Here is a 14,266-nt window from a genome sequence, read left to right on the forward strand (position 1 = left end):
CTAAGAAGTCTCACAAGCAAGTAACTCGTTATTTATGATTTTTTTGTTGTTGCCACGACAGCAGCAGGTAAGACGCTACCCTATTGTTTACGCCATGTAAACAATGTTACGCTGATGTTACCAAAGTTTTTTTAGGGGATGAGGTTTACAATGTTGAAAAAAATGTCTAGCTGGCTTCTGCCACTCACCTTACTTGGCGCTCCCATCAGTGTTTATGCGGCATCTGACTCTGGAGTGTCTATCGATGATTTTGCTAAACACAGCATGTTTAGCAATGTTAAAATTTCCCCTTCCGGCGAATTTTTAGCAGCCACTTACCCTTATAAAGAGCATAAGCGTTTGGCCATTATTAATAATGCCAATCAAAAAATTATCTGTAATTTTGTGTTCAAATCCGATGAATCTGTGATGGAATTTTGGTGGGCTAACCCTGAGCGGATATTAATGACGATTTCCAAACAATCGGGCCAATATGCCTCGCCGTTCTGGACGGGTGAGTTGTTTGCTGGCAATGCCGATTGCAGTGAGCGCATTCAATTATTTGGCGCGCGAAACAACGATGGCGCAGCCGCAAATATCGAAAGCCTACTGTCTGATGACCCTAAACATATTCTAATTTCATCCAATCTTGATAAAAAACAATATAGCAATCTCTATAAGCTCAATATCTATAACGGCAAGCGCAGTTTAGTCGAAAAGGCTGAGCACGAAAATGCAGCCATTACCTTAGACAATAAAGATGTATGGCGCGCATCGCAATCAAGTAAGACAGAACGCAAAGGCCTGCAAAGCGCAGAAGCCTCAGGCGAAATGATTACCTATTTACGCGCTGATACCGCCTCCCCTTGGCAAGCGGTATCCATAGTCGATATGACTCGCCAAAGTGCCAAAGGCGCCACCAGCATCATAGGCTTTAGCGCTGATAATCAATACATGTTTACCAGCGATAATACTGAGGCCAGCACTGACGGAATTTATCGAATTAAACTCGCCGATGGCAAGCGTGAACTTATGTATCGCCATGACACAGTTGATGCCTTCCCTTTTATCAACACCTATTACAGTGACGAGGGTAAGCGTATTCGAGAGCCAATAGGCGCTGTTGTGTACGACGGCATTCCTAAGGTCATCTTCTTTGATGAAAACAGCGCGTTCGCTAAAGATTACCGCGCGTTAGAACAAGCCTTTGCAGGCAATTTTATCAAGATCACCTCAACAACTAGTGACAACCAAAAATGGTTGATTTCTGCCAGTTCAGATGTCAATCCAGGTAAGTTTTACTTGTTTGATAAAGCCAATAATAAGGTTTCATTTTTATCGGCATCACGCCCATGGATAGATGAAGCTAAGATGGCAAACATGCAGCCTATCAGCTTTAAAACCCGTGATGGCATAGAGCTACATGGCTACTTAACTACCCCCAAAGGCAGTGACGGTAAAAATATGCCTTTGATCGTCCATCCCCACGGCGGTCCTCACGGTCCACGCGACTATTGGGGCTTTAATGATGAAGTTCAGTTTTATGCCAGCCAAGGCTATAGCGTATTGCAAATCAACTTCCGCGGTTCTGGTGGCTATGGCCGCGAATTTGAAGATAGTGGTTATGGCCAATGGGGCGGAGCTATGCAAGATGACCTAACCGATGGCACCTTGTGGGCGATAACACAAGGCTATGCCAATAAAGATAAAATCTGTATTTCTGGCGCCAGTTATGGCGGCTATGCCTCATTAATGGGAGTCGTTAAAGAGCCAGATCTGTATAAGTGCGCTATCGGTTATGTTGGTGTGTACGATTTACCTTTGATGTTTAAAAAGGGCAATGTGGCTGAACGCTTAGGTTGGGGCAAACGCTATATGGAACAAGCCTTTGGTGGTTCAGAGTCAGAGATGAAACGCCACTCACCCGCCCATAATGCTGACAAGATAAAAGCGGGAGTCATGATAGTGCATGGCGGCCGTGACGAGCAGGCTCATTATGAAAATGCCTATGTGATGCGCGACGCCTTAAAGAAGGTCGGTAAAGATCCTGTCTGGGTGTGGAAAGAAACCGAAGGCCATGGTTTTTATGATGAAGACAACCGTAAAGATTTGTACATTCAAATGCAAAGCTTTTTGGGAAAATATCTGAATTAATTGAGCTAAGATCAAACACCGCGATGTTTATCGCGGTGTTTTTTTAAAGGCAATTAGGTCGGTTTTACCGCACGGCTGATAGGGTTTTGCAGACTGATTAAGGTTTCTGTCGATTGTATTTCATCAATGGACTGAATGCGGTTAATCAATACATGTTGCAAGCCATCAATCGACTGACACATGACTTTGACGAAAATACTGTAATGACCCGTGGTGTAATACGCTTCAACCACTTCTTCTAAGGCATTAAGCTTGGCAATCGCGGCGGGATAATCCCCGGCACTCTTTAAATTAATGCCAATAAAACAGCAAACATCGTATCCCAGCGCTTTAGGATTCACTGAGATTTGCGCGCCGGTAATGATACCGGCTTGGCGCATTTTCTCGACCCGTACATGAATAGTGCCAGCGCTAACGCCAAAGCGCTTAGCTAATTCAGCAAAAGGGCTGCGCGCATCTTGCATCAAGGCTTCTAGAATTTGATTATCTAGTTGGTCGCGTTGAAATGAGTGATCAATAGTATTCATAGGGATTATTGATTTTCTTCTAATGTTTTTGTAGGGATATTACGAATTTAACAACCCTATTATTGATCAGCTTCAGCTTCCATAAAAGGGGCCGCTGCCGTAAAAGTTAGGGCCAGACCTGAATAAGGGTGGGTTATTTGCAGTTCTGCCGCGTGCAATAACAACCTTGGCGCCAAGCGTTTTGCTAGCGGATCGGCATAAAAATTATCCCCAAGAATAGGGTGACCTATGGCCATCATATGCACCCGCAGTTGATGTGAGCGGCCTGTTATCGGCGTGAGCTTAACTAAGGTTGAGCGCTTGCCATAACTAATCACTTCATAATGGGTCAGGCTTGGTTTGCCTATCTTGTGATCAACCATTTGCTTAGGCCGATTTGGCCAATCACAAATCAGTGGATAATCAACGCTGCCTTGCGCTTGCTTCACGTGACCTGCCACCCGCGCATAATAGATTTTATGGGTTTCACGGTCGTGAAACTGCCGCTTTAATTCAATTTCTGCGCTCCGGCGTAGCGCTAATACTATGATGCCAGACGTTGCCATATCCAGACGATGCACCACTTGCGCGTTGGGATGCTCAGCTAACACGCGGCTATAAACACTGTCTTTATGGGCAAGCGCACGCCCAGGCACAGACAATAATCCTGACGGCTTATCGATAACTATGATGTCTTTGTCGCAGTGAACTTGAGATAACCACGGGTCGGTCGGTGGGCAATAGATAAAATCCGGCATAACTATACTCTGGCAAATAAGGCGGCGTCACGATACCCGCAGGACAAGCGAGTCGCAAGCAAAAGCTCGAAATTATCCGCTTAAGCTACACACAAATCCCGAGTCTAACCAATTACCAACCGCGTCCAGACATTTGCATGATGGCAAAAATCCAAATCACAAACGCCAAGGGTAAGTGCACTAAGGCATAAAAGGCCTGATCTAAGCGCTTAATTCCGGGCGAAAGCAAAATTAAGTAACCATGGCCCAGCACACTCACGGCAAAGGTGGCAAATAACGGGTACAGATACCAAGCAAAGGCCCCTGCCTCAGCCACAGATAACCATTGCCATACTGGGGTCAGTAACGCCCAAACCACCATGAATAGGCTGCACAAGGGCGGAACAGCTAGGCGGTAACTTTCAGGATAAGGATTCATAATGATGCCCATGGTTAGCAATGATAATAAATACCCCAGAGTGGAACGAAACCATTAAAAACACAACATAATTAACCATCCCTTCACTTTTGTTGTTGCCCGATAATCCTCGCAAGTGCCCAGTTCTCTCCTAGAATTAAATCAAAGGAATGCAGTTGATATTAACAGGGTGAAATAACGACTATGACGAGATTAATAAGCAAGGCGACACTAAGTAAGCGCAGCCGATTAACCTTAGGCGTAGCTCTATTAATCATGACCCATAGCGCCTTGACTCCTAATGCATTGGCCAATAATGCATTAGCCAATAGTGATAATGCCGCGCCCACTTATCTTGAAAACGCCCCTGAAATAAATCGCTTTTATGCCAAGCCACTCGCCAACAAAACCGCTGTGCAGACAAGTATTGCTGCCGATGTATCTGCGCCGATTAAACCCTCCTATATTGTTGAGCTCACTGCCAAGCCAATGGCGATGCACGATAGCTTTAGGCAATCCAAAAGAGGTAACATCCAATCTGCCGGTATATCTTCACGCACTCCCCCTCAAGTTCAGGCTCAAGCTCAAATTCAAGCAAATGCATTAGCACTGCAGCAAATTAACCAGCAACAGCAAAGTGTTATCAAGCAAATCCTTGGTAGCAAGGCGATGATTGAGCAGCAATATCACACGCTATTTAATGGCTTTAGCGCCCCATTATCAGTCAAAGAAGTCAATGCGTTACGCCAACATAGCGCTGTTAAAGCAGTTTATCCGGTGCGTTACTATCGCCAGTCCATGGATGCCGCTAATACCTTGATGAGTAGTCAATCCTTGTGGCAGTTAGTCGGTGGCCAAAGCCGCGCGGCCGAAGGCATTAAGATTGCGATTATCGATAGCGGTATTATCCCTGAGCACCCGATGTTTTCTGGCACAGGGTTTAGCGCAAGCAGCCCTGCCAGCAATGATTACTGCAAAGCTAATCCTAACTTTTGTAATAACAAGATTACTGTCGCGCGCTGGTATCAACCTGACTTTAGTCTTTGCGCCGATGAACACTTAAGCCCAAGGGATTACAACGGCCATGGCACTCATGTGGCAGGCATTGCCGCTGGCAACTTAGTCAGCGCCGCCATAGGCGCTGATACTATTAATTTATCTGGGGTCGCGCCTGGTGCTAATTTAATGATTTACAAAGCCTTGTTTAGCGGTGATGACTGCCAAGGTGCCATAGGTTCAGACACTATGCTGCTCGCGGCATTAGAGGATGCTGTAAATGATGGCAGTGATGTGATTAATAATTCTTGGGGCGGCGCGCCGGGAGAAGATCCTAATTCCAGCCCGTATCAAAGCGTATTTCGCGCCGCAGAAGCTGCCGGTATTTTAATGGTAAGCGCCGCCGGTAACGATGGCACTATGGGCGCGAGTTCTATTAGTTGCCCGGCCTGCGTGGATGCAGGCTTAGCTGTGGCTAATACCAGCACAGGTAAAATCACCGCTCATTTACTGACGACTACTAATAGAGAGCTTGCGGCCGTTGCCGCCGATGGCCCCAAATTAAGCGCTAACCTTAATGCGCCGCTAAATCATGCCAGCGCCATCAGTGCCAATAATCGCGATGCTTGCAAGCCATTTGCGGCAGCAAGCTTTAATCAAGCTATAGCCTTGGTTGAGCGTGGCACTTGTACCTTTGAGCAAAAAGCGGCCAATGTCAGCGCCGCTGGCGCGCGTATGCTATTAACTTATAACAATGATAACAGTGCGCCCTTTACCATGTTTATGCCCCAAGCCAGTATCCCAGGTTTTATGGTATCGGCGCTTGATGGCCAATGGTTAGAGAGCAATCACACCTCAGGCAGCGCTGTCAGCATTCGCGCTAATTCGCAGCAACTTATCCAAGCAGAATTTGCTGATCAAGTGAATATTGATAGCGGCCAAGGCCCAGTCATAGGTCTTAACGCATTAAAACCAGAGCTTAGCGCGCCCGGTACGGATATTTTATCGGCCAATGAAGCGAGTGACTTTATTGAATTTACCGGTACTAGTATGGCGAGCCCGCAAGTGGCTGGCGCTGGCGCCTTATTGATGGCGCGCTACCCGCAATTAAGCGTTAGCGCGATAAAAAGTATATTGGTTTCTAGCAGTAAATTTAGTGGATTAACCAGCGCCAATGGCAGCGATGTCACGCCCTTTGTTACTGGTGCAGGACGCCTAGCCCTAGATAATGCCGCAAGCGCCCCTTTAAGTTTTGCAAGCTTAGCCATCATCAATGATGAGTGCACTTTTGACTGCGCCGCTAGCCTCACAATCTATAACCATAGCGCAACCGCGAGTAGCGTTAGTATCAGTAGCATCAGTAATCAACTGACTATCACTCCTACCGCGACTAACATCACAATTGCCCCCACTAGCAGTTATGAATTAGCGTTTAATGTCAGCACCTTAGAGGCCAGCAATAGTAACTGGCAATTTGGCCGGTTATTATTTACGCCAAATACGGGAGCAACGCAGCAATTGCCACTCTTGCTTAAGTTTGGTAAAAATACGCGTCCAGAAATTCTTAGCTTTAGCAGTAACGCCGCCACACTTACCCCAGATGGCAGCGCCCGATTACGCTGGCAAGTCACTAATTTATTAGCTGCCAGCAATGTGACGTTAACGGCAGAGGCGCCCGCGAATCTTGTCTTTGATAGCCAAAGCGCGTCCATAAACTTACAAGATGGTCAAACTGACAAACTTAACGTCAGTGAGCACTCCTTAAGTTGGCAGGGGCAATTAAGCAGTGGTGCGCTCGCTATTAGTCCTGCTGCCATGAGTTTGCCGAGTATCAGCGGCACAGTCGCGCCGCTGTCTTGCACAGGCACCTGCGATGATGTGAGTTTCACCCTAACGACACCAAGCTTTAACTATCAAGGTGTTAACTATCAAGCCATCTCAGTATCTGATAACGGATTTGTGGTACCTGGCGATCACAATCTAAGCAATGACACCACCAACCAAGCCATACCTCAAGTGCACACTTCCAATAATGTTATTGCCCCCTTCTCGACAGATTTTGATTTACAGGGATCTGCGGAAACCAGTGGCGGTAACATTTATAGCCGCACTATGACGTTCGCTGGCAATGATTATTTCGTGATTGAATGGGCAAATGCGGCGCTTTTTGACAATACCACTAACCAAACTTTTAGCTTTGCCCTCTGGCTTGGCTTAGGCGCTCATCAACAAATTTATTTTAACTATATTAATGTCACCAATGCGCCAAGTACGTTAACCATAGGCGCAGAAAATAGCCGCGGCACTCACGCAAGTCAGCAATATTATAATGGCGATGGCGTGTTACCCAATAATGGCGATGTGTGGGGACTCGCTTCTACCTCCCCAGGCGAACTGCAATTAAGTGTTGATGTCAGCCCCATCAACGTGGTGTTTCCAACGCCAGATACCGTCACGCTTAACGAAGATAGCTCGCTGGAATTTAATGTACTGACGAATGACAATCGTCTTGAGCAGCTACTGACAACCAAGCTTACTATTGGCAGTGATAACGCCACCGCAGTGCTGCCACTCGTTATTGTGCCAATGAGCACGTTTGAGCAAATTAGCATTAATAGTGCGCCAAGCCATGGCCAATTAAGTGTGATTAATGCAGGCACTGTGAGATACCAAGCACAGGCCAATTACTTTGGCACCGACTCTTTTAGCTATAAAGCAACCAACGCCAATAATGAGCCGAGCCAAGCCGTGACTGTGAATTTAGTGATTAACTCAGTCAATGATGCGCCAAGTGTTAACCCTGCCCCCTTAACGCAAACCGTCAATGCTGGCGCCACAGTCAATATTAGCGCCAACGGTAGCGATATTGATGGCGATACACTCAGCTATCAATGGCAACAAGTATCAGGCTCGCAAGTGACTATTAATGTGGATGGCGCTGGCAACCTAAGCTTTATCGCCCCAAGTTCTGGCCCATTAAGCTTTGCCCTTAGCGCCAATGACGGTCAGCAAAATTCGCCGCCAGTGACAGTTAGCATCAGTATCACGCCAGCGACTTCCCCACCGACTGATAATGGCGGAGGCGGTGGCGGTGGCGGTAGTATGGGGAGCACCTTACTGCTGTTAGCCTGTTTATGGATATTTAGGCAGGTAAGAACACCAGCCCTGCGCTAGTTTGATGGGTGTTAATTTGATTGATAATGGTTGGCTTCTGGAAAGCTGGATTTATATGAGTTGATAGGTTTGAGCTTACGGATTTGAAAGAAGGCGCTTGGCTCAGTCACATCACTGAGCCAAGCTAATTAACTAAAACGATATTCGCTAGAGACTAAAAACATTAAGTTGGTATCTTAAGCCACATCAAATAAGCGTTGATGCAAGGTCGCGACTAATTGCGGCACATCGGCCTCTGCCACTAACACACATAAATTATGTGGACTCGCGCCTTGGCAAACCATGCGCACATTAATGTTTTCCAGCACCTCAAAAACCAATTTGCACACACCAGGAGTTGTCGCAATACGATTACCGATAATCGCGACTAACGCTAACCCCTGCTCCACTTGCACCCGGCAATGCTGAGCTAATTCAGTGAGTAAATGATCGCTTAGCAAGCCTTCACCACTCGAATCTGAACCGGTTTTATCTAAGGTAAGCGCCACGTTCACTTCTGAAGTAGTAATTAAATCAACGCTTATCTTATGACGCGCTAACGTCGCAAAGGTTTCAGCTAAGAAGCCTCGAGCGTGCAACATTTGTAAACTGTGCAAATTTAATAAGGTTTGATCGCGCCTTACCGCAATGGCGCGATACAAAGGAGGATTATCGATGCGATTGCGAATCCAAGTGCCGCCGCGCTCTGGCTCACGACTTGAACCCACAAACACTTCAATACCGCGGCGCACCGCAGGTAAAATGGTGGCAGGATGGAGTACTTTGGCGCCAAACGTCGCCATTTCCGCTGCTTCATTAAAGCTGATTTCAGCCAGTGGCTTAGCATTAGCCGCAAGTCTTGGGTCAGTAGTATAAATACCCGCAACATCGGTCCAAATTTCAACCGCATTGGCGCCTAAGGCTTCAGCTAATAACGCCGCTGAGTAATCACTGCCACCGCGACCTAAGGTAGTCGTCATGCCGTGGTCATCACTGCCAATAAAGCCTTGAGTGACGACCACTTGCTTATCAAATAGAGGCGCTAAATGTAATTGTGCCAACTGAGCTATCATATCAATTTGTGGCTCAGCGCGGCCAAAGTGACTGTCTGTGCGCAGAATTTGCCGCACATCGAAACTAATCGCGTTTACGCCTAATTCTCTTAAGGTGGCGGCAAACAATTGTGATGAACACAATTCGCCGCACGCGAGCAACTCATCTTTAAGCGCTTTAGTGCTTTCTATTAATAAACGCTCGCTCAATACGGCAATGCGACTTAATAGACCATCGATACTAGCAGCAACATCGTTGGGACGATGCAGCGCATCTAAAATTTTATATTGAATGGCGGCGATATCTTTTAATAGTTTAAAGCGCTGCTCATCATCTGTCACAGTCGTTAATTCGACTAACAGATTAGTGACTCCGGCGGCCGCGCTCACCACTACTACACGGCGACTCGCATCATTTAAAATTATCTTGGCACTGAGTGTTAAGGCATCGCTATTGGCAAGGGATGTGCCGCCAAACTTAGCGACTACTAGTTTATCGATAGACATAAATCACCCTCCAACCTATGAGCGAGGATAGACAATATATTAAGATTGTTAGACATAACACACTCCGAACCCAAAAATGTTCGAAGAGCCTGGGGCGAAATGAGATCAACAGCCTGCTAAAGCAACAGAAGGAGATAATTGCCACCAGAAGCTCTCCACCTAAACTCAGGTGACAATCAGTGGGATTCAGCCCACTTGACCGCAATCAGCACTCACATTCGTGCGTCTCACTCGGCGTTGCTCCCCCTTCGCAATAATAATCAGGGAATGTGCCCTTATTATTGCGTACCTGGTCAACGCGCCTCTTCTGAATGTTCATTACAATGAACACCTGAACGTTAACAATTGTTTATACTCGAGGTCAACAAAAAACAAAGGAGGTCAAAAAATAACTTGTGTTGATGACCAATAGAAAATTAACAATGCCCAGATTAATCATCAGCTATAGCTAGGTAACTCATTGACTAAGGTTACGCGCTCACTAAAAGCCCCTAAATCAAGCCGAGAATTAGCATCGCTACAGCTAAATAACCCCAGACGATTACCACTCACATAGTAAATGGCTAATTGTTGCCAGCGCCGCCCTAAATCTAAGGCATCGGCTAAAGGTAAAATTACCGCCCAACTCGCCTCAACATGAGATAAATCTGGGCTAGCCCCAAGAATGCGCCGATATGGCACTCTTAGCTCATCAATATCTTGTTGCAATTGCCTATCATAGAGGCGGTTTTGACCGGGTAAATGAGGTACACCTAAAGGGTTGGCCGCGGTAATAATGGCAAAATCAATACTGGGGGTTAGCGCTTGTGTTAACATGAACACACTACTCTAATAAGCCCGCCACAGTTCAATTGTGATCTGTGTCATAGACAAATACCTTTTAATGAACAAAAATGCATCCACAGTTTAGTCTGCTTTAGCAGCAAATTCAGAAAAACTGGCTCAAGCTCACTATGGCAACCCCTTGGGCATGGTGCTTTTGCAAACGATTTCTGCAAAAATTGATTAAGATCACGTCAATTCACGATTTTTTTAACAATTAATTTGTTAACAAATGCCTAAAACGAGTACACTATTAGGGTTGATTAGCTAACCACCATCCTAGGGCGTCAACACCGACACTCACATTTCACGAATCGGTTTAAAAGGATGGCAACTCAGTTGCAATGAAACTCATTTTTGAATTGATGATTTAATAACCTTCACAAACCTACAACTGTGACGGAACTTATTTCGTTAATTGTTACTCGAAGTGTAAGCAACTATCGTATTTTCCCTGGGAGTTTCAAAAAAACTCCATGGATATTGCAGATTTTACTAACCTTATACAGTGCTGTTTAGCCCCTTCAATTATTGATAGGGACTGGCTAGTTGTTATTGCAATTTAGCTGAGTGAAATATTGACTCGTAACTGTTTATCGTTAGCGATAATTTGATTAAATTTTTTTAGGTAAATGACATGCAAAACCCGCACATTCTGATCGTTGAAGATGAAGCAGTTACCCGCAATACGCTGAGAAGTATTTTTGAAGCAGAAGGATATGTGGTAACTGAGGCCAATGATGGCGCAGAAATGCATAAAGCCCTGCAGGAAAATAAAATCAACCTAGTGGTGATGGATATTAACTTGCCAGGTAAAAATGGTTTGCTGTTAGCGCGCGAATTGCGTGAAATCAACAACATTGGCCTGATTTTCTTAACTGGCCGTGACAATGAAGTTGATAAAATCTTAGGTTTGGAAATTGGTGCTGATGATTATATCACTAAGCCATTCAACCCAAGAGAATTGACCATTCGTGCTCGTAACCTGCTGACTCGCGTAAGCAGCACTGGCCAAGACGTTGAAGAAAAGAGTTCAGTTGAATTCTACCGCTTCAATGGCTGGTCTTTGGAAATCAACAGCCGCTCATTAGTGAGCCCGCAAGGCGAATCATACAAGCTGCCACGCAGTGAGTTCCGCGCTATGCTGCACTTTGTTGAGAACCCAGGTAAGATTCTGAGCCGCGCTGACTTACTGATGAAGATGACTGGTCGTGAGCTTAAGCCACACGATCGTACTGTTGACGTGACGATTCGTCGTATCCGTAAGCATTTCGAAAGCCAGCCTGATACTCCAGAAATCATCGCCACCATTCATGGTGAAGGCTACCGTTTTTGCGGTAACTTAGAAGATTAATCACTTCGGTGATACAAAAAAGCCGCTATGATTAGCGGCTTTTTTATTGGCTTACATTTAAGTTTTTGTTTAAAGCTTTTATTAATTAAGCCTTTAAGCCTTTAAGCCTTTAAGCCTTTAAGCCTTTATTAAGTCAGTCATTAACCAAATAATTAAGCCAGAAAACTAACTCTGAACATAATCGCTAAAAATAATCGCCAATTATAAACGTTATTAAAGCGGCGATTAGCCGCCTTAATACTTTAAGCTAAACGCCTTAGGGCAGTTTATAACTCACGGTCAAGAAAATCCGCAATCGATAAATATAAATGACTGCGCACCGCATTGCCCTGCATTGAATGCTTTGAGCCAGGATAATCAATCATTTGGAATAATTTGCCTTGATCTTGTAAGGCCTTATAAACCCGCGTGCTATTTTCAAACAACACATTATCATCCGCCATACCGTGATACATCAATAAACCTCTGTCATATTGGCCGACATGAGGCAATACCGAGGCGCGCTGATATCCAGCGGCATTGGTCAGTGGATGCCCCATATAACGCTCAGTATAATACGTATCATATAGGCTCCAATCTGTGACTGGCGCCCCTGAAATTGCAACTTTAAAATCCTGCGGCGCTTTAAACTTACTCATTAACGCCATATAACCGCCATAGCTATGGCCAAAAATAGCAATCCGATCATCGGCCACGTAAGGTAAATTACGCAGATACTTAACCCCAAGCTGCTGATCGATAACTTCAAGCTCGCCTAAGTTTTGATAAATCACCTGCTCAAATCGAGTACCGCGATTAGCACTGCCGCGATTATCTAACTGAAAGACTAAATAGCCGCGCTGCAATAAATGCTGCGTAAAATAATCATGATTACTCCAGCTGTTAGTCACTAATTGTGCATGGGGGCCGCCATAAACCCGCACTACTACAGGGTATTGCTTAGTTGCATTAAAATCTGCGGGCTTAAATAAGCGGTACACTAAGGCTTGGCCATCAGCAGCCGCTAAGGTACCAAACTCTGGCAATTGCCATAAACCAAAATAGGGATATAAAGGATGCTGTTTATCAACCGTATTTTGCTCAACCCAAGTTAATAACTTGCCAGCGCCATCATGCAAACTCACCTGAGGCGGCTGCGCAAGGGAGCTAAAGTAATCAAGATAAATAGCGCGATTTTTAGCAAATACTGGGGCGTGCATGCCAGCACGCACGCCAACATCTTCAATGGCACCTGAGGCTATGGCAACCCGATAAATTCGGCTTTCAATGACAGTATCTTTACGGCCGGTAAAATACACCCAACCATTGGCTTCATCGACATATTCAATCTTATCCACCGCCCACTTGCCAGAGGTTAATGGCTTTTGCAATTGACCTTTAGCGTCATACAGATATAAATGCTTATAGCCACTGCGCTCTGACGCCCAAATAAAACCTGATGGGGTTAAAAAAGTTAAGTCGTCATTGAGGTTAATCCAAGCATCACTCTTTTCCGTGAGTAAGGTTACAGTGCTCAATGTGGTCACTGCTTGCGACTCTGTTGCTGCCGGTTTCAAACTGGCTAAGCGTAAATCTAACTGCTGCTGACTGCGATTTTGCCACTGAAAACTTAAACCAGAAGCATCAGGCAACCAGTCGACTCGCGCCAAATAACCATTGGTATCAGCACCTAAATCCAGCCAAGTCGTTTTTCCAGAGCCCAGAGATAATACGCCAAGCTCAATCAACACATTGGCCTTGCCCGCATAAGGGTAGCGCTGCTCAGTGAGCTTAATGCCATCAGCATAAATCTCATTACGCGTAACTAATTCCACTGGCGATTCATCAATGCGGGTATAGGCAAGCGCGCTATCATCGGGCGCCCACCAGTAACCTGTCATGCGCCCCATTTCTTCTTGGGCCACAAATTCTGCCATGCCATTTTTAATGTGCTCGCCACCATCAAAGGTCAGTTGCCGTTCGCTGTTTGTGGCTAACTCATAAATAAACAAATTTTGATCTTTAATGTAAGACACAAATTTGCCTTGGGGCGACACTTTGGCATCGGTGGCAAACCCTGTAATTGCTAAGGGTTGTAATTGCTCTGTGTTAACTTGATATAAATACAGGTTACCGGCAGAAGGAATCAGCACACTCTTGCCATCGCTCGACCAGTCATATTCCATAATGCCGGCGCCATAAATACGTTGGCGCTCGCGCCGAGCTTTTTCTTCGTCAGACAACTCGTTAGCTTTAAGTAAACTGGCATCGAGTAAACGTGAATGTTTACCTGAACTTATCTCCATCTGCCACAAATCAAAAAAATGCTGATTATCGCTGCGCGGCGCTAAATAGGTTACTCGCTGGCCATCAGGGGATAATTTTAGCCCGCGCGGACTATTGCCTTCTAAAGCTGGCGAGTCATGCATTCTAGCAATGGCTAATGGGGTCGAATCTCCCATAGGCGCGGTTAATACGGGGGTAAGCGCCTCGGCAGAGAGCGCAAAGGGCATGGCAAGCGCTGCCAGCGGGATCCATTTTCTAGTCATTATTATTCCCTGATGATTTTATCTTCGCCTGATTCTGCCTGAATTTGGGTAAAAACCAAA

At 45.6% G+C, this 14,266-nt stretch carries 9 protein-coding genes and 1 riboswitch; of the genes, 3 read left to right on the forward strand and 6 right to left on the reverse strand.

What is annotated here, in order from left to right; all coding sequences use genetic code 11:
• Positions 1 to 150: 150 nt before the first annotated feature.
• A complete protein-coding gene (locus tag AC1HDP_RS10390; RefSeq protein WP_479638701.1) occupies positions 151 to 2,133 on the forward strand; it encodes an alpha/beta hydrolase family protein in 1,983 nt (660 codons plus the stop codon).
• Between the two features lie 53 nt (positions 2,134 to 2,186).
• Here the strand turns inward: AC1HDP_RS10390 and asnC are convergent, their stop codons facing one another.
• The 3 genes from asnC to AC1HDP_RS10405 all read right to left on the reverse strand — a co-directional run bounded on the left by asnC (position 2,187) and on the right by AC1HDP_RS10405 (position 3,815).
• Positions 2,187 to 2,651 carry a transcriptional regulator AsnC gene (gene asnC, locus AC1HDP_RS10395; protein WP_140934187.1) on the reverse strand — a complete coding sequence of 155 codons (465 nt, stop codon included), beginning with the start codon at positions 2,649 to 2,651 and terminating at the stop codon, positions 2,187 to 2,189.
• Positions 2,652 to 2,719: 68 nt separating this feature from the next.
• On the reverse strand, positions 2,720 to 3,397 hold the full coding sequence (rluA, locus tag AC1HDP_RS10400) for a bifunctional tRNA pseudouridine(32) synthase/23S rRNA pseudouridine(746) synthase RluA (protein WP_479638702.1): 678 nt from the start codon (positions 3,395 to 3,397) through the stop codon (positions 2,720 to 2,722).
• Between the two features lie 112 nt (positions 3,398 to 3,509).
• Positions 3,510 to 3,815: a hypothetical protein gene (locus AC1HDP_RS10405; protein WP_140933654.1), complete on the reverse strand. Its 306-nt coding sequence runs from the start codon at positions 3,813 to 3,815 to the stop codon at positions 3,510 to 3,512.
• Positions 3,816 to 3,998: 183 nt separating this feature from the next.
• Between AC1HDP_RS10405 and AC1HDP_RS10410 the strand changes: the two genes are divergently transcribed.
• The gene (locus tag AC1HDP_RS10410) at positions 3,999 to 7,964 is read left to right on the forward strand and encodes a S8 family serine peptidase (RefSeq protein WP_479638703.1); all 3,966 of its coding nucleotides are present in this window, start codon (positions 3,999 to 4,001) and stop codon (positions 7,962 to 7,964) included.
• Positions 7,965 to 8,140: 176 nt separating this feature from the next.
• Here the strand turns inward: AC1HDP_RS10410 and lysC are convergent, their stop codons facing one another.
• Positions 8,141 to 9,502, reverse strand: a complete 1,362-nt coding sequence (gene lysC / locus AC1HDP_RS10415) for a lysine-sensitive aspartokinase 3 (RefSeq protein ID WP_479638704.1) — start codon at positions 9,500 to 9,502, stop codon at positions 8,141 to 8,143.
• A 140-nt stretch (positions 9,503 to 9,642) separates the two neighbouring features.
• Positions 9,643 to 9,817: riboswitch (Lysine riboswitch) on the reverse strand.
• A 123-nt stretch (positions 9,818 to 9,940) separates the two neighbouring features.
• On the reverse strand, positions 9,941 to 10,318 hold the full coding sequence (locus tag AC1HDP_RS10420; RefSeq protein ID WP_479638705.1) for a DUF3293 domain-containing protein: 378 nt from the start codon (positions 10,316 to 10,318) through the stop codon (positions 9,941 to 9,943).
• A gap of 643 nt (positions 10,319 to 10,961) precedes the next feature.
• Between AC1HDP_RS10420 and arcA the strand changes: the two genes are divergently transcribed.
• Positions 10,962 to 11,678 (forward strand): two-component system response regulator ArcA, encoded by a 717-nt coding sequence (gene arcA / locus AC1HDP_RS10425; protein ID WP_140933659.1) that lies wholly within the window; start codon positions 10,962 to 10,964, stop codon positions 11,676 to 11,678.
• A gap of 266 nt (positions 11,679 to 11,944) precedes the next feature.
• Here arcA and AC1HDP_RS10430 read toward each other — a convergent pair whose 3' ends face one another.
• On the reverse strand, positions 11,945 to 14,206 hold the full coding sequence (locus AC1HDP_RS10430) for a S9 family peptidase (protein ID WP_479638706.1): 2,262 nt from the start codon (positions 14,204 to 14,206) through the stop codon (positions 11,945 to 11,947).
• Positions 14,207 to 14,266: the final 60 nt, after the last annotated feature.

This window comes from Shewanella sp. ISS20, assembly GCF_056522965.1.

Excerpts from the sequence above, each read along its gene's own strand:
- AC1HDP_RS10430 (WP_479638706.1), bottom strand. The coding sequence starts at position 14,206 with ATGACTAGAAAATGGATCCCGCTGGCAGCGCTTGCCATGCCCTTTGCG.
- AC1HDP_RS10390 (WP_479638701.1), top strand. The coding sequence starts at position 151 with ATGTTGAAAAAAATGTCTAGCTGGCTTCTGCCACTCACCTTACTTGGC.
- AC1HDP_RS10405 (WP_140933654.1), bottom strand. The coding sequence starts at position 3,815 with ATGAATCCTTATCCTGAAAGTTACCGCCTAGCTGTTCCGCCCTTGTGC.
- arcA (WP_140933659.1), top strand. The coding sequence starts at position 10,962 with ATGCAAAACCCGCACATTCTGATCGTTGAAGATGAAGCAGTTACCCGC.
- AC1HDP_RS10410 (WP_479638703.1), top strand. The coding sequence starts at position 3,999 with ATGACGAGATTAATAAGCAAGGCGACACTAAGTAAGCGCAGCCGATTA.
- AC1HDP_RS10420 (WP_479638705.1), bottom strand. The coding sequence starts at position 10,318 with ATGTTAACACAAGCGCTAACCCCCAGTATTGATTTTGCCATTATTACC.
- rluA (WP_479638702.1), bottom strand. The coding sequence starts at position 3,397 with ATGCCGGATTTTATCTATTGCCCACCGACCGACCCGTGGTTATCTCAA.
- lysC (WP_479638704.1), bottom strand. The coding sequence starts at position 9,502 with ATGTCTATCGATAAACTAGTAGTCGCTAAGTTTGGCGGCACATCCCTT.